We start from the raw sequence: 19,832 nt of genomic DNA on the forward strand, positions 1-19,832 counted from the left end.
TCGCGCGGCTGTCACAGCGAGGGGGTGGACGCCATCCCGGTTCGCCCCGCCCGTATTCAGGACGTCGCGGCCGCCGCCGGCGTCTCGGTGTCGACGGTGTCGAACGTGCTCAACCGCCCGGAGCGGGTCAACTCCCGCACCGCCGCACGGGTCCGCGACGCGGTCGCCGCCCTCGACTACGTCCCCCACCCGGGAGCCTCCGGCCTGCGCACGGGCCACTCGTCCACCATCGGGCTGGTCCTGCCCGACGTGACCAACTCCTTCTACGCCCGCATCGCCCGGGGTGCCGCGGACGCGGCCTACGACCACGGCTACTCCCTGGTGCTCTGCCACAGCGGCGACGCCCCCGACCGCGAGCAGGGCTACTTCACCATGCTCGTCCAACAGCGCGCCGTCGGCGCCGTGGTGGTCCCGCTCAGCGCCGACCCCACCCGGCTCAGCCGGCTGCGCGAACGCGGCATCCCGCTGGTGCTCGCGGACCGCGCGATGCCGGCCCAGGACGGCTGCTCGGTGTCTGTCGACGACATCGCCGGCGGCCGTATCGCGGTGCAGCACCTGCTGGACAGCGGAGCACGGGACATCCTCGTCCTGAACGGCGAACGCTCGATACGGCAGTGCGCCGACCGCTACCAGGGCGCCCGCCAGGCCGTACGCACCCAGCGCGAGGCGCGCCTCGGCCAGGTCGTCGCCGAGGAGATGACGGTGGCGTACGGCATGGAGATCGCTGCCCGGCTCGACGACCTGCCCGACGGCGTCTTCTGCACCAACGACTTCCTCGCCGCGGGCCTGTGCCGCGGCCTGGCCGAGCGGGGCGTGAAGGTCCCCGAGGACGTGCGGGTGGTCGGTTACGGCGACCTCGACATCGCGAGCTTCGTCGGTACGACCCTGACGACGGTCCGGCAGCCCGTCGAGGACCTCGGCCGGGCCGCCGTGGAGATGCTCCTCGACGAGGTGGAGGCACGGGCCGAACACGCCCACGAGACAAGGGTGTTCGCGCCCACCCTGGTACTGCGGGACTCCACCGGCTCACTCCCCGGCATCTGAGCCCGGGACCAGGAGCGTCACCGGCCCCAGCACCCCCGACGGGAGCTGGGAGTCGAACGCCCACGCGGTCGGGGTGGCTTCGGCCAGATACGGCGCCAGCGTGTTGCGGACGGTGACCTCGACATGGGCCCTGCGCCCGGCGACACCGCGCAGCTCGAAGCGGTACGGGGCGCAGAACGCCTCGCCGACGGCTTCACCGTCGACCCGAACCTCACAACTCCCGCGCACCCGCCCCAGGTCCAGCACCGGATCCGGCCCGGCGGACACGTCGATGTCACGCGCGTACGTCAGGCCCCCGCTCCAGCCGGCCAGCCCCAGCGACCGCCAGTCCCCCAGCGGCATCGGCGCCGGTACGGTCCGCACGCGCACGGGACCGTGCCAGGCCGAGCCGCCTCGCAATACGGCCGTGGGTTCGGTGACGACCTCGATCTCGGTTGGTTCAGGCGCGGGTTGATGAAGCGTCACTGTCCCTTCCTTTAGGGGTAGTTCGCCCTCCGCTACTCTCACCCGCGCAGGGAGAGCCAGTGGCAGTTCGAGCGAGACGGTGCCGGGTGGCACCGTGAAGCGGAAGCGCTGGGCGCTTTCGCGGAGGCCATCGGTGGATCGCAGCGGCAGTACGCGTTCGCCCAGCACCGGCTCGCCGTTGAGCCACTCGGTGTACGGCAACGGGTGGGGTCGTACGGCCGCAAGGCAGTGCCGCAACTCGCCCCACCTGCCCTCGTGTTCGACGGTACGGCCGCGCCACTCCCCCGTCTCCGCCACCCAGCCCGCTCCACTGACCAGTGCGACGGGCTCCGCCGCTGCCACCAGGTCGACGAACACCGCGTCCCGTGCGCTGACGCTGTCGGCCACGACGTCGAGCACGTGATCGCCCGCCCCGAGGGCGAGTCGGTGGCGGAAGAACATCGGCACCGCGCCCCAGTCGGACTCGTAGTACTCGGCCTTCTCCTGTCGGGCCACGGCCGTGCCGTCCAGCAGCACGGTGACGCCCACGGCGGCGCCCACGACGAGCACGGCCGTCCTGTCCGCCGTAACGCGCAGCCTCCCGTGGTACGTGACGGCGCCGTCCGGGCACACCCCGTCGGGCAGGCACATGAACTGCGGGCGGGGCGCGAATCCGTCCGGGTGGGCGAGGCAGAAGTAGCTGCCCAGTGGTGTACTTGCGGCGCCCGAGATGGTCCGGAGCCGGTTCTCGGCGTCGGAGAGCTCGTACTCGAGGACGTTGCGGGCCTGTTCGACCTCCACCCGGGCGGACGCCAGAAAGCCACTGGTCGTCTCCAGGCAACTGCCGTTCCACCACACGCGTTTGGCCGCGGCCGCGCCGACGTGCAGGCCGGCGGGTCCTCGGTGGCCGGTCTCCACGATGGTCCGGACCCGGGCGACGGTGCCCATCCCCGGCACGGGGACATGGACGAACTCCTCCGAAACCAGGCCCTTGTTGCCGAGCAGGCCATACGGCTCCGGGGTTCCGCGGCTCGACGAGTACAGGGAGACTTCCCAGTCCGCGGGCGCCAGTTCCGACTCACCGGCCAGGATCCTGCCGACAGCGGTGTGGTCCAGGGGCGCGGGTGCGGCCGCCACGGGTGGCAGGACGCGCACCCGGTTGCCGTATGTCACCCGCGTCCGTTCCCAAGGGCGTTCGCCCTCGGTCCAGCGCATGGTCCAGATCTGCGGTTCGGCGACGGACGATCCGGCGGGGAGCGCCAGGTCGCCCCAGGTGTTGTCGAGGGTGGGGACGAGGCGGCCCTCCCAGCCGGTGGACAGGTCGACGGCCGTCGAGGGGTGGTGGCGTGGATCGGCGGGTGCTCGGTCCGTCGGCGGGCCTTCGCGCCATACAACGAGGGCGGCCGGGGCGCCGTCCAAGGAGACCTCGACGGTCGAGACGCCGTTGGTGACGGTGACTCGGGCCGGGCTGCGGGCGCCGGTCGCGGGGTTCCAGATCTCGGCCTCGGCGACCGGGGCGTTGACGGTGACGGTAGAGGTGCGGGCGTAGCGCGCGGGGTCGATCTCGTGGTGGCCCTTCGGCGGATGCGTACGGGCGTCGGGGAAGGCCGCGGTGACGAGGGCGACGGCCGTGCCGCCCTGCCTCCTGACCAGCAGCGGTACGTCTCCGGTCGCGTAACCGGCGGCATCGGCGACCGCCGCCGCTGCGGACTCGGGGTCGGCCGTCCGCTCGATGCGCGGGTGGGCGGTGAGCGCCGCCACGACGGAGTCGTCGCCGGACACGCCGGCCGCGTGGGTCGGCGGGCGGCCGACGATCACCACGCGGCCACCGGTATCGAGGAGTTCGGTCAGCCGACGGGCCGTCTCCTCCTCCAGGACGCTCGCCGACGGCAGGACCACCGCCGTATAGGCCAGGTCCCTGACGCGAAGGGCGCCGTCCTCGGTCTTGGCGCCCTGGATCGAGGCGTCGTCGATGACGTCGAAGGAGATGCGGTGGCGGTCGAGGGTGCCGATCCTGGGCCGCAGCCAGTTGTTGGTGCCGCACAGGTCGAGGTAGTGGCGCTGGGTCTCGTCGACGTCTGCGTGCGCGTCGCCGAGACGGCCGTCGCCGAAGTGCTTGACGGGGGCGTCCAGCGGGACGAGGGCCTGCATGGTGGCGGTGGGGTGGAGGACCGCCACGTCCGCGCTGTAGGTGCCCCAGGACATGATCGAGCAGATCCGGGCGACCGCTCGCGAGAAGGCCGGGTACTGCTGCCAGTAGGGCTGACGCCAGTCGGTGGACGGCGGCGCCCACTCGAACCAGCCGCCCGCGGTGCCGAAGTAACTGGCGTGCGGGTTGTAGAGGTTGGCGCCGCTGCGCAGGAACGGCAGCAGCCAGTCGTAGGTCTCCTCCAGGGTGCCGCCCCAGCCGGAGGAGTGGAACGCCTCGATCCAGACGCGTTCGTGGCCGTAGAGGTGGGCCATGGAGGAGTGGACCTTGGAGTCGCCGTGGTGGTCGCTGCCTGCGGCGCTGTACCAGCGGTGAGTGCGGAAGTAGTCGGTGTAGATCTGGGTGGACTGGGCCGGGTAGCCGGAGCGGGCGGGGTGGCTCTGGTCGCAGCCGAGCAGCATGCCGCGCTCGTCGTGCCAGGCGGCGAGGGGTTTGAACAGGGCTTCTTCGGTGAGTTCGGCGCGCACGGCGTAGTAGTCGGCGCGGATCTTCGCCGCCTCGGCGGTGCGGCCCGCCGTGTGGAAGAGGGCGGGCAGGTGGTCGAGCAGGTCGTAGCCGCGGCGGGCGAGGAACTCCTCGGGGAAGGCGCGGGTCCAGGTGTTGGTGCCGGGCAGTTCGTCCTGGAAGCTGCCGGCGATGACGTTGCCCAGGTACTCGGGGACGCGGCGGTCGAACTCGTGGTGGACTGCGTTCATCAAACGGTGCACGGACTGCGGGTTCAGGTAGTCGAATGCCGTGGGTACGGCGGTGACCAGCTGCACCTCGCTGCCGTCCGGGGCCGCGCCGAGGGGCCGGCGTCGGCCGTCCGCGGAGTACGTCGCCACGAGGATCTCCGAACTCCCCAGCGGGACGGCCCCGCCTGCGACGGCTGCCCGGCGGGAGCGCAGGGCCAGTCCGGCCGCCTCGGGGTGCAGGCGGGTGACGGCGCCCTGGACGTTGGCGCCGGAGAACCCGATCTGGTCGTAGAACCACAGCCGCATGCCCAGATCCCGGGCGAGTTCGCAGGCGTCGGTGAAGCGGGCCCACCACTCCTCGCCGAACCAGGCCGGTTCGTCGGCGCGGGCGCCGAAGCTCGGGCCGGCCGGTGCCAGGTTGATCACCACGAGGTTGTGGACGCCGCCCGCGGCGAACCTGCGCAGCTGCCAGTCCAGGCGCTCCCGGGTGACCCTCGCACCCGACCACCACCACAGCGGAGTGGGGCCGAAGTCCTGGGGCGGGTCGTCGAAGAGCTGCTGGAGCGCTGGCGAGATCACGGGTGCGGTCCTTCCGACCTTCGCTTCCAAAACGTTTTACGCCATCCGGTCGTCATCCTTCTCGAATGGTTGCACCGGAGCCGGGAGACAGGAAGGAGTGCCGCTTCTCCTTGCTGCAAATGGGCGCGGTAGGGGTTGTTGCAACGTTTTTCGAGGCCTATATTCACGGCCACTGTTCACCGTGAACCGGCCGACGGAGTCGCATCATGGTCCGAACCCCGACCGTCCCCACACGCTCGGAACAACCCATCCCCTGGCGGCTGTGGAAGGTCGCCGCCCTGTCGGGCATGGCCTCCTACCTGGACGCCGCTCTCATCGTCAGCATCGCCGTCAACCTGGCCATCTACCGCGACAGTTACGACATGGGCGTGTGGATGGCGGGCGCGATCAGTGCGATCGTCACCGGCTGCATCGCCGTCGGCTCCCTCGTAGGCGGCCGGCTGGCCGACATGTTCGGGCGCCGCCGCGTCTACAACTGGGACATCTTCTGTTTCGCGGTGGGCGCGGTCGTCATCACACTGGCGCCGAACGACGTCGTGCTCTTCGTCGGCGTGCTGGTCGCGGGCCTCGCGGCCGGTGCCGATCTGCCGACCTCCCTGGCCGTGGTCTCGGACGCGGCGCCCGCCGAGGGACGGGCACGTCTGGTGTCCTTCACGCAGGTCATGTGGGTGGCGGGCATCGTCGTCGTGATCTTCCTCGGCTATCTTCTGTCGGACACGGGGATGACCGGGGCGCGCTGTATCACCGGTCACCTGGCCGTCGCCGCGCTGGTCACCTGGCAGCTGCGCTCCCGCCTCGATCTGGCCGACGGGCCGTCGGACGCGGAGGTCGCGCAGGAGGCCGCCGCGCTGGCCGCGCCGCGCGGCATCGAGCTCAAGAACGTTTTGAACCGTGCCGCGCTGCTCCCGATGGCCGCGACCTTCGCCTACTACGTGACCTGGGGCATCGGCGCCAACACCTTCGGCCAGTTCGGCACCTACCTGCTCGTCACGGTCAGCGGCGCCTCGCAGAGCACGGCCACCGGGATCAACCTGGCCTTCCTGCCGATCGCCCTGGTGCTGACCCTCGTCTTCGTCCGGATCGCCGACACCGCCTGGCGCGACCGGCTGTTCTACGTGTTCACGGTCGTGCAGATCGTCGCCTTCTGCATCGCCTCGCTCACGGCGGGCGCCCTGTTCGGCATGCTCGTCTTCTTCGTGCTGTACCAGATCTCCAACCCCTTTGCCGGGGAGGCCAGTTACAAGGTGTGGTCGCAGCTGACGCTGCCGCCGGACACCCGGGGCACCACCCAGGGCCTCACCTATGCCCTGTCGCGCGGGGTCTTCGCGGGCGTCGCGTTCGTGACGCCCGCGCTGATGGATTACAGCGCGTCCGTGCTGCTCTGGTCGATCACCGCCTGTATGGCGGCGTCGGCCGTCGCGGGCGTGTACATCGTCCGGGTCCTCATCCGGCGCGCCCCCTCCACCGCGGCCGCCCCGGCGGATCTGGGGGCGGCCAGGGCGTGAATCCGAAGCGGACCTCCGAAGGAGCACCCACAGCCATGACCGCCGCTGAACCCTCGCTGTCCGTAGGGGAGTTGCTCCCTCCCGTGCCCCACCGCCGTACCCGCATCGGTTTGGTGGCCGGCGGACTCGGCACCTACTGGCCGCAGTTCCCCGACCTCCTGCCCCAGTTGAAGGAGTCGGCCGCGTACGTCACCGAGCGGCTGCGGCGGATGGACGCCGAGGTGACGGACGTCGGCTTCGTCTCCGACGCGCAGGAGGGCGCGGTCGCGGCGGAGCAACTCCGGCGGGCGGACTGCGACTTGATCGTGCTGTTCCTGACGACGTATCTGACCTCGTCGATGGTGCTGCCGATCGCCCGCCGCTCGCACACCCCGGTGCTGGTCGTCGACCTCCAGCCGTCGGAGCGGATGGACCACGCCACCTTCGACACGGGCGCCTGGCTGGCGTACTGCGCCCAGTGCTCGGTGCCCGAGGTCGGCAACGTCTTCCGCCGGGCCGGCATCCCCTTCCGGTCGGTGTCGGGATGGCTGCGCCAGGAGTCCGCGTGGCGGCGGATCGAGCAGTGGATCCGTGCCGCGCACGTCCGTGCCGCGCTCCGGCACGCGCGGCACGGGCTGATGGGGCACCTGTATCCCGGCATGCTGGACGTGTCCACCGACCTGACCCTGCTGCCGGCCACGTTCGGTTCCCATGTGGAGGTGCTGGAGTTCGACGACCTGCGCCACCGGGTGGAGCGGGTGACCGAGGCGGAGACCCGCGAGCGCATGGCTCTGGCCCGGCGGGTCTTCGCCCTCGACGACAGCGTGGTGGACGAGGACTTCGCGTGGGGAGCGACGGTGTCGGTCGCACTGGACCGGCTCGTCGAGGACTTCGGCCTCGACACCCTCGCCTACTACCACCGCGGTCTCGACGGCGAACTCCACGAGCGGCTCGGCGCCGGCATGATCCTGGGCGCCTCGCTCCTCACCGCCCGAGGCGTGCCGGCGGCCGGCGAGTACGAACTACGCACCAGTGTCGCCCAGTTGGCCTCGCAAAGTGTCGGCGCCGGGGCTCGTTCACCGAGATCCAGGCTCTGAACTTCGAGGACGGCGTGGTGGAGATGGGCCACGACGGGCCCGCCCACCTCGCCGTCGGCGCGCGCGACCCGCTGCTGCGCGGGCTTGGCGTCTACCACGGCAAGCGCGGCTGGGGCGTCAGCGTGGAGTTCGACGTCCGGCACGGTCCGGTCACCCTGCTGGGCCTCGGTCAGGACGCGGACGGCGGCCTGTCGTTCATCACGTCCGAGGGCACTGTCGTCCCGGGCCCGCTGCTGGCGATCGGCAACACCACCAGCCGCGTGGACTTCGGCCGCGACCCCGGCGAGTGGGTCGACGCGTGGAGCGCGACGGGCGTGGGCCACCACTGGTCCCTCGCGGTCGGACACCGCACCGGAGACTTCCGCGCCGCGGCGAGCCTGCTCGGCATCGACCACCGGGAGGTGTGACCGGGGCACATCCGCTGCCGGCCGAACACGGCAGCCGTCGGCACGGCAGGCCGTTGTCAGTGGCCCGCGTTAGTCTGCACGAATCGGACCATTCACACGCCTCCTGGAGGTTCCGCATGGCCTCGCGACTCAACCCGTACATCAGCTATGACGGAGACGCCCGCCAAGCGATGGAGTTCTACAAGGACGTCTTCGGCGGCACGCTGACGTTCAGCACCTTCGGCGAGTTCGGCCAGAAGGACGCCCCGTTCGCCGACAAGATCATGCACGGCATGCTGGAGACCCCGAGCGGCTTCACCCTGATGGGCGCCGACAACCCTCCGGGCATGGACCGTACGGTGGGCAACAACATCACGGTCAGCCTCAGCGGTGACGACGACGCCGAACTGCGCGGCTACTGGGAGAAGTTGTCGGCGGACGGCTCGGTGTCCGTCCCGCTGGACAAGCAGATGTGGGGCGACGTGTTCGGCATGTGTACCGACCGCTTCGGCGTCATCTGGCTGGTCAACATCTCCCAGGCGTAGGGAGTCATCCCACCGCGACCACAAGCCCGATGCCGATCAGCACCAGACCCGTCGTGCGCCCGAGCGCTCGGCGGGTCCGCGGGTTTTCGACAGCCTGCCGCGCTCAGGTGGCGGCGAGCCGGGGCGGGGCCAGGGCGGGGAGCAGACCGGTGGAGAAGACGGCGATCTTCGGGTTGAGGACATTCCTGACGAGACCGGTCCGCCACGGGCCTCCGGCGGTACCGCGAGTGCCGCCGTCCTCCGTGGCGGGCGCGGTCCGGCGGTTCTGCCACAGCGACTGCCCGCCGAGGAACACCAGGTAGCCCGCGCCCAGGAGCTTGACGGCCAGGTAGGCCATGGGTGAGGCGGCCAGTACGGCCGCGAGACCCGCCGCGGTCAGCGCGCCCCGGACCAGGAGCCCGGTCGCTGTCCCGCCATGTCCGGTCCGGGCACGATCGTCAGCACACCGAGGACGGCGACGGCTACGGCTGCGGCAAGGTGGGTCAGCATGCTGATCAGGGTCCGGTGCCCCCCGTCATCGGTCCAGCGAATGTTTTCGATCTATAGTCGTCGGAAAAGCCGACCATTCGATGCGCTTCGCGTCCGCGAGAGGGGCGGGCCGCCGATGTACGACCTGCACCGACTGCGGCTGCTGCGCGAGCTCAAGCACCGCGGCACGCTCGCGGCCGTCGCCACCGCCCTGACGTATGCCCCGTCGTCCGTCTCCCAGCAGCTCTCCCTGCTCGAGACCGAGGTGGGCGTCCCGCTGCTGGAACCGGTCGGGCGTCGGGTGCGGCTGACCGTGCAGGCCGAGATCCTGGTCGCGCACACCGAGGCGGTGCTGGAGCGTCTGGAGCGCGCGGAGGCGGAGATCGCCACGTCCCTCACGGAACTGACCGGCACGCTGCGCATCGCCTCGTTCCAGACGGCGGCCCTCGCCCTGGTCCCGACCGCGCTCGGCCTCCTGCGCGAGGAGCACCCCCGCCTGCGCGTCCACGTCACGCACCGCGAACCGGAGCTCGCCCTGCCCGCCCTCCAGGCCCGCGACTTCGACCTGGTCCTCGCCGAGGAGTACCCCGGCAACCCCAAGCCGCGCCCGGCCGAGCTGGAACAGGAAGACCTGCTCGACGACCCCCTGCACCTCGCACTGCCGCAGCAGCCGACCGGCACACCGGCCGCCGAGAGCCCGACGGCCGCTCTGCGCTCGCTCGCCGACCGCCCCTGGGGGATGGAGCCCGAGGGAACGCCCGCCCGGCACTGGGCCATGACCCTGTGCCGCAACGCCGGCTTCGAACCGGACGTCCACTTCGAAACGACCGACCTCCTGCTCCACCTCCGCCTCGTCGAGCAGCGGCACGCCGCCGCCTTCCTCCCCGACCTGGTCTGGAACGGCCGGTCCCCGACCGTCCCGCTGTGCCGACTCCCGGACGGCCAACGCACCCGCCGCGTCTTCACGGTCGTACGCCGCGGCAGCGACCGGCATCCGGCCGTCCTCGCGTGCCGCGACGCCCTCCGCCGAGCGGCCACCCTGCACCGGCGCACGACCCCGCCCCCTCCTTCCAGCCCGGAGAAGAACCGATGACCGACACCGCCCGGCGGCGGCACGCCCTCGCGCATGCCCAGGACGGCACCGCACTCGCGTACCAGGTCGAAGGGGACGGGCCCCCGCTGGTGCTGCTCGCGGGGCAGGCGAACAACCACCACTGGTGGGAGCGGGTGCGCGCGGACTTCCATGCCACGCACAGCACGATCACCATGGACCACCGCGGCACCGGCGACAGCGGCAAGCCGCTGGAGGGCTACTCCACAAGGCAGTTCGCCCAGGATGTGATCGCGGTCCTCGACGACCTGGGGATCGAGCGGGCCGATGTGTACGGCACCTCGATGGGCGGGCGGGTCGCGCAGTGGGTGGCGGCCGACCATGCCGGGCGGGTCCGCCGTCTGGTCCTGGGCTGCACCTCCCCCGGCGGCCCGCACGCCGTCGAGCGGGACACCGCCGTGCGCCGCACCCTGGCCCAGCCGGATCCGCGGGCCGTCCGCGCGGCACTGATCGACCTCATGTACACGCCGGAGTGGACGGCCGCCCATCCCGGTCCGTACACGACCCTCGGCGATCCCGGCATGCCCGCGCACGCCGTCCGCGGCCACCTGGTGGCGAGCAACCGGCACGACGCCTGGGACGCACTGCCGGGCATCGCCGCCCCGACGCTGGTCCTCCACGGCGACCAGGACCGGCTCACCCCGGCCGACAACGTCCCCCTGCTCGCCGCCCGCATCCCCGACGCCCGTACGCACGTCCTCCCCGGCGCCCGCCACGCCTACTTCGAGGAGTGCCGGCCCCAAGCCACGACACTGGTCACGGAGTTCCTGCACGCCTGACGACACCGACCAGCCCCGCCTCGGAGGACACGAAGCCCATGCCCGTCTCTCTCGCCTCCCACGTGGAGTCCTGGCACCCCGAACCGGTCACCGACGAGGACGCCCTGTCGCCCGGTCCGGCGGCCGCACTGTCGGCCGTGCTCGACCTGCCCGAAGCCGCCGCCCGGCACGGTGACCCGCTGCCGCCGCTGTGGCAGTGGCTGTACTTCCTGCACTGGGCACCGCAGCAGGCGCTCGGCCCGGACGGGCATCTGAGCGACGGCCGTTTCCTGCCGCCTGTCCCCGAGCGCCGGCGCATGTTCGCCGGCGGACGGTCCGAGATCATCCAGCCCCTGCGCCTCGGCGAACCGGCCCGGCGCGTCAGCAGCTTGGCCGCCGTCACCCCCAAACAGGGCCGCAGTGGCGAGCTGCTGTTCGTCACCGAACGCCAGGAGTTCCGGCAGCACGGGCACACCTGCCTGGTCGAGGAGCAGGACATCGTCTACCGGTCCGGCGAGGGCTCCGCCCCGAGCCATCCGGCCACGGTCGACGACACGGCCGTACCGACGCCGGAAGGCCCGTGGCAGCTGCGGCTTCAGCCCGACGAGCGGCTCCTGTTCCGGTTCAGCGCGCTCACCGCCAACGCCCACCGCATCCACTACGACACCCCGTACTGCCGTGATGTGGAGGGCTATCCGGGCCTTGTCGTACACGGCCCGCTGCTGGCGCTGCTCATGCTGGACCTGATCCGCCGGAACGCCCCCGAGCGCCAAGTGCGGTCACTGTCCTACCGGTTGCACCGCCCGGCCTTCGTCGGCGAGCACCTCCTCGCCGACGGCACCTCCTCCGACTCGGAGGCCCGGCTGCACATCGCCACCCACCGCGAGCCCCGGCACGCCACCGCCGAGGTGGCCTTCCGCTGAGCCCGGGCCAGGTCAGTGGGATTCGCGGCTCACCTCGGACCCGCTGGAGCCGACCAGGAAGTCGAGGTCGGCGCCGGTGTCGGCCTGGAGGACGTGGTCGACGTAGAGGCGTTCCCAGCCGCGCCGGGGGTTGGCGAAGCCCGTGACCGTGGCCTTGTCGGGGGTTCTGCGGGCGAGTTCGTCGGCGGGGACGTCCACGTCGATACGGCGGGCTTCGACGTCGAGGGTCACGAGGTCCCCGGTGCGCACCAGCCCGAGCGGGCCGCCGGCCGCGGCCTCCGGGGCCACGTGCAGGACTACCGTGCCGTACGCGGTGCCGCTCATCCGGCCGTCGCAGACGCGGACCATGTCGCGGACGCCCTGTTCGAGCAGCTTCTTCGGCAGCGGCATGTTCGACACCTCGGGCATGCCCGGGTAGCCCTTGGGGCCGCAGCCGCGCAGCACGAGCACCGAGTCGGCGTCGACGTCCAGTCCGGGGTCGTCGATGCGGGCGTGGAAGTCCTCGATGGAGTCGAAGACCACCGCCCGGCCCCGGTGTTGGAGCAGGTGCGGGGAGGCCGCGGCCGGTTTGATCAGGGCGCCGTCGGGGGCGAGGTTGCCGCGGAGTACGGCGATACCGCCCTGGGCGACCAGCGGTTCGGCGCGGGAGCGGATGACCTCGGCGTCCCAAATGGGAGCGTCCGCAAGGTAGTTGACCAGCGGTTCGCCGGTGACGGTCAGCGCGTCGGGGTCCAGCAGGTCACGCACCTCGCGCAGGACCGCGCGGAGACCGCCGGCCCGGTGGAGGTCCTCCATGAGGAAACGGCCGGCCGGCTGGAGGTCGACCAGTACGGGGACACGGGAGCCGATGCGGTCGAAGTCGTCGAGCGACAGGTCGATCCCCAACCGGCCCGCGATCGCCAGGAGATGGACCACCGCGTTGGTCGAACCGCCGATGGCGGCCAGCGCCACGATCGCGTTGTGGAAGGACCCCTCGCCGAGGAAGGTCCCCGGCCGCCGGTCGGCGCCCACCATCTCCACCACGAGCCGGCCCGTGCCGTGCGCGGCCTCCAGAAGTCGGCTGTCAGGAGCGGGAGTTCCGGCCGTACCGGGGACGACCGTGCCCAGGGCCTCGGCGACCAGGGCCATCGTCGAGGCGGTGCCCATGGTGTTGCAGTGTCCGCGGCTGCGGATCATCGCCGACTCGGACCGCGTGAACTGCTCCTGCGAGAGCGTCCCGGCCCGTACCTCCTCCGACAGCCGCCACACGTCGGTGCCGCAGCCCAGCGGCGTACCGCGGAAGGTCCCGGTCAGCATCGGGCCGCCGGGCACCACCACCGCGGGCAGATCCACCGAGGCGGCGGCCATCAGCAGCGACGGGATCGTCTTGTCGCAGCCGCCCAGCAGCACCACTCCGTCGATGGGGTTGGCCCGCAGCATCTCCTCCGTGGCCATCGCGGCCATGTTGCGCCACAGCATGGCGGTCGGCCGCACGTTGGTCTCGCCGAGCGACACCACCGGCAGGTCCAGCGGGATGCCGCCCGCCTCGTACACACCGTTGCGGACGGAGGCCGCGACCTCGTCGAGATGCGCGTTGCAAGGGGTCAGATCGGACGCGGTGTTGGCGATCGCGATCTGCGGCCGCCCGGTGAAGGCGTCGCCGGGCACGCCCCGCCGCATCCACGCCCGGTGGATGTAGGCGTTGCGGTCCTGTCCCCCGTACCACTGCGCGCTGCGGAGCGTCATCGTTGAGCCCCTTCCAACAATCGGTACGACGGTCTAGATTCTGGAACGTCATGGAGCATACGCAGGCGTACGACGGACCGACAGACCTCGGCGAGGACGGCCCAACAGGCGCCGGGGTCGGCCGACTTGTGGGGTCGGACCGGGTGCTCGCGGTCCTCAAGGAGCTCGCGCGCCATCCCGACGGGGCGGGCCTGGAGGAGCTGACCCGGGTGATCGGCAGCCCCAAGCCGACCGTGCACCGGGCGCTGGGGGCGCTGCGCCGGGCCGGTCTCGCCGACCAGGACGTCCGCGGACGCTATCTGCTCGGGGACGAGTTCCTGCGCATGGCCTTCGCCCACCACGAGGCCCGGCCCGATCACGTCCGGGTCCGGCCGGTCCTCGACGCGCTGGCGCGCCGGTTCGGGGAGACGGCGCACTACGCGGTGCTGGAGGGCCATGAGGTCGTCTACCGGGCCAAGGTCGATCCGCCCAGCGGTGCCGTGCGGCTGACGTCGACGATCGGCGGGCGCAATCCGGCCCACGCCACAGCCGTCGGAAAGCTGTTGCTGGCACGGGAGTTGGGGTCGGTGGCGGAGGTCGAGACGTGGCTCGCCGGCGCCCCCTTGGAACGTCGTACGCCACGGACCCTGTGCGCCGCTGCCGACCTGTACCGGGAACTCGTCGCCACCCGCGAGCGGGGCTACGGCGTCGACGACGAGGAGAACGAGGCCGGGGTCACCTGCCTCGCCCTGCCCGTGTTCCTCATCTCGCCGACCACGCCGTCCGGAGCGGTGAGCGTGAGCGCGCTGGCCTACCGGACGCCCCTGGCCACCCTGGTCGACGCGCTCGACCAGATCCGCGCCCTGCTCGGCCCTCTCGCCGGACCCCACATCTGAAGCCCCCCCATCCCTTGTCCCTGGAGACAGTCCCGTGCAGCTCATGCGTATCGGCGCCCCCGGCGCCGAGAAGCCCGTCGCCCGTGTCGACGACGAGACCTATGTCGAACTCTCCGACGTCGTAACGGACTTCGACGAGGCGTTCTTCGCCTCGGGCGGCATCGACCGCGTACGCCCCCTGGTGGCCGAGCGGTTGGCGGCGGGCCGGGTGTCCCGCTTCGCCGGGGAGCGTGTCGGTGCGCCCGTCGCCCGCCCGCACCAGATCCTGTGCATCGGCCTCAACTACCGTGACCACGCCGCCGAGAGCGGCATGCCCGTCCCCGACGAGCCGATCCTGTTCACCAAGTCACCCAACACGCTGGTCGGCCCGAACGACGACGTGCGCATCCCGCGCGGCTCGACGAAGACCGACTGGGAGGTCGAGCTCGGCATCGTCATCGGCCGGCGCACGAGCTATCTGGACTCGGTCGACGAGGCCCGTGCCGCCATCGCCGGATACCTCGTCGTCAACGACGTCAGCGAGCGCTCCTTCCAGCTGGAGCGGGGCGGGCAGTGGGCCAAGGGCAAGTCCGCCGAGACCTTCAACCCGGCCGGGCCCTGGCTCGCCACCGCCGACGAGATCGAGGACGTACTCGCCCTGGACATGTGGCTCGACGTCAACGGAGTGCGCCGGCAGACCGGCAGCACCAAGACCATGATCTTCGACCCGTACTTCATCGTGCACTACCTGAGCCGGTTCCTGGTGCTGGAGCCGGGCGACCTGATCAACACGGGCACCCCGCCCGGCGTCGGCATGGGCCTCACCCCGCCCGTCTATCTCCAGCCGGGCGATGTCATGGAGCTGGGCATCAGCCACCTCGGCTCGCAGCGCCAGCGCGTCCTCGCGCCCCGGTGACCGCTCGCCTGATGCGCGCGTTCGTGCTGACCTCGCCCGGTGCCTACCAGGTCCAGGACCTCCCGGCGCCGGTGGCGGCGCCCGGCGAGGTCGTCGTCGGCGTCGAACGGGTCGGCGTGTGCGGCACGGACGTCGAGTTCTTCACCGGCGCCATGGCCTACCTCCACCAGGGCCACTCCGCCTACCCGATGCGGCCCGGGCACGAGTGGGCCGGGCGGGTGGCGGCCGTCGGCGAGGGCGTCGACCCCGGCTGGCTCGGCCGTCGCGTCATGGGCGACACGATGCTCGGCTGCGGCAACTGCCGTCGCTGTCTCCTGGACCGGCAGCACGTGTGCGAGAAACGCCGCGAGGTCGGCATCCGGGGCGGACAGGCGGGCGCCCTGGCCGAGCAACTCGCCGTACCGGCCTCGTCGTTGCACGCCCTGCCCGACTCGGTCGACGCCGTCCTCGGCGCGCTGGTGGAGCCGGGCGGCAACGCCCTGCGCGCCGCCCGGGCCGCGGCACCTCGCCCCCGCGACCGCGTCCTGGTCCTGGGCCCGGGCACGATCGGCCTGCTGGTCGCGATGTTCCTCCGCGCCGCCGAGGCGGAGGTGCACCTGATGGGCGCGACGGACGCATCCCTCGCCTTCGCCCGCGAGTTGGGCTTCGAGCACGTGTGGACGGAGGCCTCGGTCCCGGATCTGCCCTTCGACGCCGTGGTGGACGCCTCGAACGCAGCCCATCTGCCGGGCAGCGCACTGGAGTTGGTGGAGCCGGGCGGCCGTCTGGTGTACATCGGCCTGGCCGGCGAGCCCAGCAGGATCGACACCCGCACGCTCGTCCTCAAGGACGTGACGGCGGTGGGCATCCTGTCCGGCTCCCCCGGCCTGGACGCGACCATCAGGGCGTACGCGACGGGATCTGTGGACCCCAGGCCGCTGGTCGCCGCCACCGTGGGCCTGGAGGAAGTCGGCCCGGTACTGGCGGGCAAGCGCCCGTCCGGCGCCGGGCGCGGACCCAAGATCCACGTCGATCCCCGGTCCGGCCTGGTCAGAAGGGCGTCGTGAGCGACTGCGATACTTCGATCATGGAAACCACGGGGAACTGGACCCTGCGTCCCGCGCGGCTCGCGGACTTGGAGCAGATCGTCGAGCTGCGGGCGATCGTGATGCGCCCTGACCTGGTCCGGCTGGGGCGCTTCGACGAGCACCGGGTCCGTCAGCGCTTCCGGGACTCCTTCGTCCCGCGGTACGCGTCCGTCATCCTGGTCGACGGCGCCTTCGCGGGCTGCGTCGCGCTGCGCCCGGCCGAGGACGAGCACTGGCTGGAGCACTTCTTCATCGTGCCGGAGCTCCAGGGCCGGGGCCTCGGGTCGGCGGTCCTGGGAACGCTCCTCAAGCAGACCGACGCCGACGGCGTGACCGTCCGCCTGGACGTCCTGCAGGGCAGCGCCGCCCGCCGCCTGTACGAGCGCCACGGCTTCGCTGTGGAGACCGAGGACCCGGTCGACGTGTTCATGGTGCGCCGGCCGGGTTGATGTCCCGAACGGGCAACCCGTGATGTCCGCGAGGGGCAAGACGTCCACGCGGCTCCCGCGCTTCACTGACGGCCACCCGCCACGACACAGGGGAGGCGACCATGCCCGAAGCAGCGAGCACCGAGTTCTGGAGGCATCTCCAGCCGATCCGGAACTCCCTCAAGCCGGACGCCCAGCCCGAGGTGTACCTGCCGCAGGTGGCCACCGACGACGACCGTTACTACGTTCCGTTCACCGAGACCGTCGGCTCGCGCCCGCTGTGGATCAACGTCAAGGACAACTCGTGGGCCGACATCCTGCGCGCCAAGGAGGCGGGCCTGGTCAACCGGCACTACCACCCGCACGAGGTGTTCGCGTACACGATCTCCGGGAAGTGGGGGTACCTGGAGCGGCCGTGGACGGCCCGCGCCGGTGACTTCGTCTACGAGTCCCCCGGCGAGGGACACACGCTGGTCGCCTACGAGAGCGACGAGCCGATGAAGGCCTTCTTCATCGTCAAGGGGCCGCTGGTCTGGCTGGACGAGAACGGCGCGGCCGAAGGCTACTTCGACGTCCACGACTACATCGCGCTGTGCCGCGCGCACTACGAGAAGAACGGCATCGGGGCGGACTACGTGGACTCGCTCTTCCGGTAGCTCCGGTAGCTTCCGGAGGATGACCCTCGTCTCCCGCGTGTCCACGCGGTCCGTCGACCCCGAGGACCGGATCGGCTTCTGGGAGGAGTACAACCGGCGGGCCCTGGTCGGCCTGACCTGTTCGTCGTACTCGCCGCACGGGCTGCTGGCCACCCAGGCCAACTTCCGGCTCGGCGGCCTGCGGCTCGCCGGGATCACCGGCAACGAGCACGTCATCGAGCGCACCCGGCGCACCTGCCGGGACCTCCCCAAGGACTCGGTCTTCGTCAGCCTGCTGACCGCGGGGCAGGCGGTGTTCTTCCACGCGGGCGGCTGCCTCACCGTCCGGGCGGGCGACGCGGTCCTCTACGACACCCGCGGCCCGTACCTGTTCGGCTTCCCGTCGGCCATGCGCAAGCTGCTGGTGGACATCCCCCGCGAGACCTTCGCCGGGCACTGCGCCACCGCCGACCTGTCCGCGCCGCTGCTGTTCGAGCGGGGTACGACGGTGTCGGCGCTGGAGTCTGTGCTGACCGACTGGGCCGCGGACCGCGGGAGCGGTGACCCGGTGCGGGCCGAGGCCACCGTGCTGGACCTCGTCCGTGCGCTGGCCGCCCCGCGCCTGGGCGAGGACTCCGCGGCGCCCGCCGGGGACGCCCGCCTGGCCCTGGCCGGGCACTACATCGAGCGGCACCTGGCCGACCCCCGGCTGAGCCCGGAGCGGGTCGCCGACGCGCTGGGTATCTCCACCCGGCACCTCAGCCGCGTCTTCCGGCCGAGCGGGGCCACTCCGGCCCGCCACATCCTCGACCGGCGGCTGACCGAGGCGCGCGACCAGCTGGCCGACCCGGCCTCGCGCCACCTCACCGTCGCGGAGATCGCCCACCGCTGGGGCTTCGCGAGCCAGGCGCACTTCACCCGGGTCTTCCGGGACCGTTACGGCCGTACACCCGGCGAAGTCCGTCCCACGGGTGCCGGACCGGCGCACAGCGCGACGGGGTAGGTTCCGTCGGAGGAACGTACGGAGGTGCCGTGGGCGAGCAGGACGAGCAGAGGGCCATCATGACCGCGAAGGAGGCGGCCGACAACGAGCTGGTCCTGGCGTTCGGGCGATTGCAGGGTGCCGCGAACCGGCTGGAGTACATCCTGGGCCGGAAGATAGAGGAGGAGTGCGGGATCAGCCATCTGATGTACGAGGTGCTGCTGATCCTGGGCCGGGCGGGCGAGCCGGGGCTGTCGATGCGGACCATCGGCCAGGAGCAGGTGCTCACCACGGGCGGGGCGACCCGGCTGGTGGACCGGATGGAGGCGGCCGGGCTGGTGCGGCGCGTCACGGACCCGGACGACCGGCGGGGGCGGCTGGTCCGGCTGACACCGCAGGGTGAGGAGACCGCCGTACGCGCGTCCCGGACCCACGTCGAGAACATCGAGCGGTACTTCCTGGGGCCGCTGCCCGCAGCCGACCGGAAACGTTTTACGGAGGACCTCCGCATCCTCAGCCACTCGGCCCGCGGAGCCCTCCCCCAGCTGCCCTGACACCGGCGGCGATCCTTCTCCGCACACATCACCCGACCGGTCGTCCCGCAGTGAAATATCTGACGCGTCAGATAATGTTGTCGAGGGTGAGTGCCTCGCGCCTCGCAGCCCTTGCCCTTCCCCGACGCCAGGAGCGTTTCGATGAGCACCCTCGACTTCAAGGTCCTCGACCTCGACTTCCCCGCCGGCAGCAAGAACAAGACGGCCACCCTCGTCACCGGCGAGAGCGAGGCCCTGCTGGTGGACGCCGCCTTCACCCGGGCCGACGGCCACCGCCTGGCCGCCGAGATCCTCGACTCCGGGAAGACGCTGACCACCGTCTTCGTCTCCCACGCCGACCCCGACTTCTACTTCGGCGCCGAGGCCATCGCCGACGCCTTCCCCGAGGCGGCCTTCGTCGCCACGCCCATCGTCATCGAGCACATCCAGCACTCGTACGAGGGCAAGCTCAAGGCCTGGGCCGCCCTCGGACCGAACCTCCCCACCCGCCTGGTCGACCTCCAGCCGCTGACCGGCGACCTCACCCTCGAAGGCCACCGATTCGAGCTCAGGGGCGGCACGGCCGGACTCCCCGACCGCCACTACCTCTGGCAGGCCGAGCACCGCGCCCTTCTCGGCGGCGTCCTGCTCTTCCAGCAGGAGCACGTCTGGGTCGCCGACACCCCTACCCCCGGCGACCGCGCGTCCTGGATCGACCTGCTGGACGAAATGGCCGCCCTCGAACCGGAGTTGGTCGTCCCCGGCCACCGCCTGCCGAACACCCCGGCCGACGCCTCGGCGATCAGTGCCACCCGTGACTACCTGGTCGCCTTCGAGGAGGAGCTGGGCAAGGCCGCCGACGGTGCCGCGCTGACCGAGGCGCTGGTCGAGCGCTGTCCGGACTACGGCATGCTGATCGCCGCCCAGATCGGTGCCAAGGTCGCCAAGGGCGAGATGAAGTGGGGCTGAC

General features: G+C 71.6%; 16 protein-coding genes and 2 pseudogenes. 15 read left to right on the forward strand and 3 right to left on the reverse strand.

Annotated features, from left to right (window positions below; all coding sequences use genetic code 11):
* Window positions 1-24: 24 nt before the first annotated feature.
* Complete coding sequence (locus ACQEWB_RS04565; protein ID WP_432827281.1) at window positions 25-1,044, forward strand: LacI family DNA-binding transcriptional regulator; 1,020 nt, start codon at window positions 25-27, stop codon at window positions 1,042-1,044.
* Here the strand turns inward: ACQEWB_RS04565 and ACQEWB_RS04570 are convergent.
* Entirely contained in the window at window positions 1,027-4,950 is a 3,924-nt protein-coding gene (locus ACQEWB_RS04570; protein WP_432827283.1) for a glycosyl hydrolase, read from the reverse strand. The two genes, ACQEWB_RS04565 and ACQEWB_RS04570, sit on opposite strands and share 18 nt — an antisense overlap.
* A 206-nt stretch (window positions 4,951-5,156) precedes the next feature.
* Here ACQEWB_RS04570 and ACQEWB_RS04575 point away from each other — a divergent pair, with 206 nt between their 5' ends.
* The 3 genes and pseudogenes from ACQEWB_RS04575 (at window position 5,157) to ACQEWB_RS04585 (ending at window position 8,462) form a co-directional block, all read left to right on the forward strand.
* The gene (locus ACQEWB_RS04575) at window positions 5,157-6,455 is read left to right on the forward strand and encodes an MFS transporter (RefSeq protein ID WP_432827285.1); all 1,299 of its coding nucleotides are present in this window, start codon (window positions 5,157-5,159) and stop codon (window positions 6,453-6,455) included.
* Between the two features lie 35 nt (window positions 6,456-6,490).
* Window positions 6,491-7,938, forward strand: a pseudogene (locus tag ACQEWB_RS04580) (arabinose isomerase).
* 116 nt (window positions 7,939-8,054) lie between these two features.
* On the forward strand, window positions 8,055-8,462 hold the full coding sequence (locus ACQEWB_RS04585) for a VOC family protein (RefSeq protein WP_432827287.1): 408 nt from the start codon (window positions 8,055-8,057) through the stop codon (window positions 8,460-8,462).
* 4 nt (window positions 8,463-8,466) lie between these two features.
* Here ACQEWB_RS04585 and ACQEWB_RS04590 read toward each other — a convergent pair.
* Window positions 8,467-8,951, reverse strand: a pseudogene (locus ACQEWB_RS04590) (LysE family translocator).
* A gap of 115 nt (window positions 8,952-9,066) precedes the next feature.
* Here ACQEWB_RS04590 and ACQEWB_RS04595 point away from each other — a divergent pair.
* The 3 genes from ACQEWB_RS04595 to ACQEWB_RS04605 are packed head-to-tail and all read left to right on the forward strand — an operon-like array spanning window position 9,067 to window position 11,722.
* On the forward strand, window positions 9,067-10,023 hold the full coding sequence (locus ACQEWB_RS04595) for a LysR substrate-binding domain-containing protein (protein ID WP_432827289.1): 957 nt from the start codon (window positions 9,067-9,069) through the stop codon (window positions 10,021-10,023).
* Window positions 10,020-10,820 carry an alpha/beta fold hydrolase gene (locus ACQEWB_RS04600; protein ID WP_432827291.1) on the forward strand — a complete coding sequence of 267 codons (801 nt, stop codon included), beginning with the start codon at window positions 10,020-10,022 and terminating at the stop codon, window positions 10,818-10,820. The genes ACQEWB_RS04595 and ACQEWB_RS04600 overlap by 4 nt, the downstream gene beginning before the upstream one ends.
* A gap of 38 nt (window positions 10,821-10,858) precedes the next feature.
* Complete coding sequence (locus ACQEWB_RS04605; RefSeq protein ID WP_432827293.1) at window positions 10,859-11,722, forward strand: hypothetical protein; 864 nt, start codon at window positions 10,859-10,861, stop codon at window positions 11,720-11,722.
* A gap of 12 nt (window positions 11,723-11,734) precedes the next feature.
* Here ACQEWB_RS04605 and ACQEWB_RS04610 read toward each other — a convergent pair whose 3' ends face one another.
* The gene (locus tag ACQEWB_RS04610; protein WP_432827295.1) at window positions 11,735-13,447 is read right to left on the reverse strand and encodes an IlvD/Edd family dehydratase; all 1,713 of its coding nucleotides are present in this window, start codon (window positions 13,445-13,447) and stop codon (window positions 11,735-11,737) included.
* A gap of 50 nt (window positions 13,448-13,497) precedes the next feature.
* On the opposite strand from ACQEWB_RS04610, the gene ACQEWB_RS04615 reads away from it, so the two are divergent.
* The 8 genes from ACQEWB_RS04615 to ACQEWB_RS04650 all read left to right on the forward strand — a co-directional run bounded on the left by ACQEWB_RS04615 (window position 13,498) and on the right by ACQEWB_RS04650 (window position 19,831).
* Window positions 13,498-14,322 (forward strand): IclR family transcriptional regulator, encoded by an 825-nt coding sequence (locus ACQEWB_RS04615; protein WP_432827297.1) that lies wholly within the window; start codon window positions 13,498-13,500, stop codon window positions 14,320-14,322.
* Between the two features lie 34 nt (window positions 14,323-14,356).
* A complete protein-coding gene (locus ACQEWB_RS04620) occupies window positions 14,357-15,217 on the forward strand; it encodes a fumarylacetoacetate hydrolase family protein (protein ID WP_432827299.1) in 861 nt (286 codons plus the stop codon).
* A gap of 11 nt (window positions 15,218-15,228) precedes the next feature.
* Window positions 15,229-16,263: a zinc-dependent alcohol dehydrogenase gene (locus ACQEWB_RS04625; protein ID WP_432827301.1), complete on the forward strand. Its 1,035-nt coding sequence runs from the start codon at window positions 15,229-15,231 to the stop codon at window positions 16,261-16,263.
* Between the two features lie 20 nt (window positions 16,264-16,283).
* A complete protein-coding gene (locus ACQEWB_RS04630; protein ID WP_432827303.1) occupies window positions 16,284-16,733 on the forward strand; it encodes an N-acetyltransferase family protein in 450 nt (149 codons plus the stop codon).
* A gap of 101 nt (window positions 16,734-16,834) precedes the next feature.
* Entirely contained in the window at window positions 16,835-17,368 is a 534-nt protein-coding gene (locus ACQEWB_RS04635; RefSeq protein WP_432827305.1) for a 2,4'-dihydroxyacetophenone dioxygenase family protein, read from the forward strand.
* Window positions 17,369-17,387: 19 nt separating this feature from the next.
* Complete coding sequence (locus tag ACQEWB_RS04640; protein WP_432827307.1) at window positions 17,388-18,350, forward strand: helix-turn-helix domain-containing protein; 963 nt, start codon at window positions 17,388-17,390, stop codon at window positions 18,348-18,350.
* 59 nt (window positions 18,351-18,409) lie between these two features.
* Window positions 18,410-18,883, forward strand: a complete 474-nt coding sequence (locus ACQEWB_RS04645; RefSeq protein ID WP_432843641.1) for a MarR family winged helix-turn-helix transcriptional regulator — start codon at window positions 18,410-18,412, stop codon at window positions 18,881-18,883.
* A 141-nt stretch (window positions 18,884-19,024) separates the two neighbouring features.
* On the forward strand, window positions 19,025-19,831 hold the full coding sequence (locus tag ACQEWB_RS04650; protein ID WP_432827309.1) for an MBL fold metallo-hydrolase: 807 nt from the start codon (window positions 19,025-19,027) through the stop codon (window positions 19,829-19,831).
* The last annotated feature ends 1 nt before the right edge of the window (window position 19,832 follow it).

It is taken from the genome of Streptomyces sp. CA-249302 (assembly GCF_050936785.1).
Lineage (GTDB): Bacteria > Actinomycetota > Actinomycetes > Streptomycetales > Streptomycetaceae > Streptomyces.

Coding starts and splice junctions, on each gene's coding strand:
- ACQEWB_RS04645 (WP_432843641.1), top strand. CDS start 18,410: ATGACCGCGAAGGAGGCGGCCGACAACGAGCTGGTCCTGGCGTTCGGG.
- ACQEWB_RS04605 (WP_432827293.1), top strand. CDS start 10,859: ATGCCCGTCTCTCTCGCCTCCCACGTGGAGTCCTGGCACCCCGAACCG.
- ACQEWB_RS04575 (WP_432827285.1), top strand. CDS start 5,157: ATGGTCCGAACCCCGACCGTCCCCACACGCTCGGAACAACCCATCCCC.
- ACQEWB_RS04650 (WP_432827309.1), top strand. CDS start 19,025: ATGAGCACCCTCGACTTCAAGGTCCTCGACCTCGACTTCCCCGCCGGC.
- ACQEWB_RS04610 (WP_432827295.1), bottom strand. CDS start 13,447: ATGACGCTCCGCAGCGCGCAGTGGTACGGGGGACAGGACCGCAACGCC.
- ACQEWB_RS04595 (WP_432827289.1), top strand. CDS start 9,067: ATGTACGACCTGCACCGACTGCGGCTGCTGCGCGAGCTCAAGCACCGC.
- ACQEWB_RS04615 (WP_432827297.1), top strand. CDS start 13,498: ATGGAGCATACGCAGGCGTACGACGGACCGACAGACCTCGGCGAGGAC.
- ACQEWB_RS04600 (WP_432827291.1), top strand. CDS start 10,020: ATGACCGACACCGCCCGGCGGCGGCACGCCCTCGCGCATGCCCAGGAC.
- ACQEWB_RS04585 (WP_432827287.1), top strand. CDS start 8,055: ATGGCCTCGCGACTCAACCCGTACATCAGCTATGACGGAGACGCCCGC.
- ACQEWB_RS04640 (WP_432827307.1), top strand. CDS start 17,388: ATGACCCTCGTCTCCCGCGTGTCCACGCGGTCCGTCGACCCCGAGGAC.
- ACQEWB_RS04635 (WP_432827305.1), top strand. CDS start 16,835: ATGCCCGAAGCAGCGAGCACCGAGTTCTGGAGGCATCTCCAGCCGATC.
- ACQEWB_RS04630 (WP_432827303.1), top strand. CDS start 16,284: ATGGAAACCACGGGGAACTGGACCCTGCGTCCCGCGCGGCTCGCGGAC.
- ACQEWB_RS04625 (WP_432827301.1), top strand. CDS start 15,229: ATGCGCGCGTTCGTGCTGACCTCGCCCGGTGCCTACCAGGTCCAGGAC.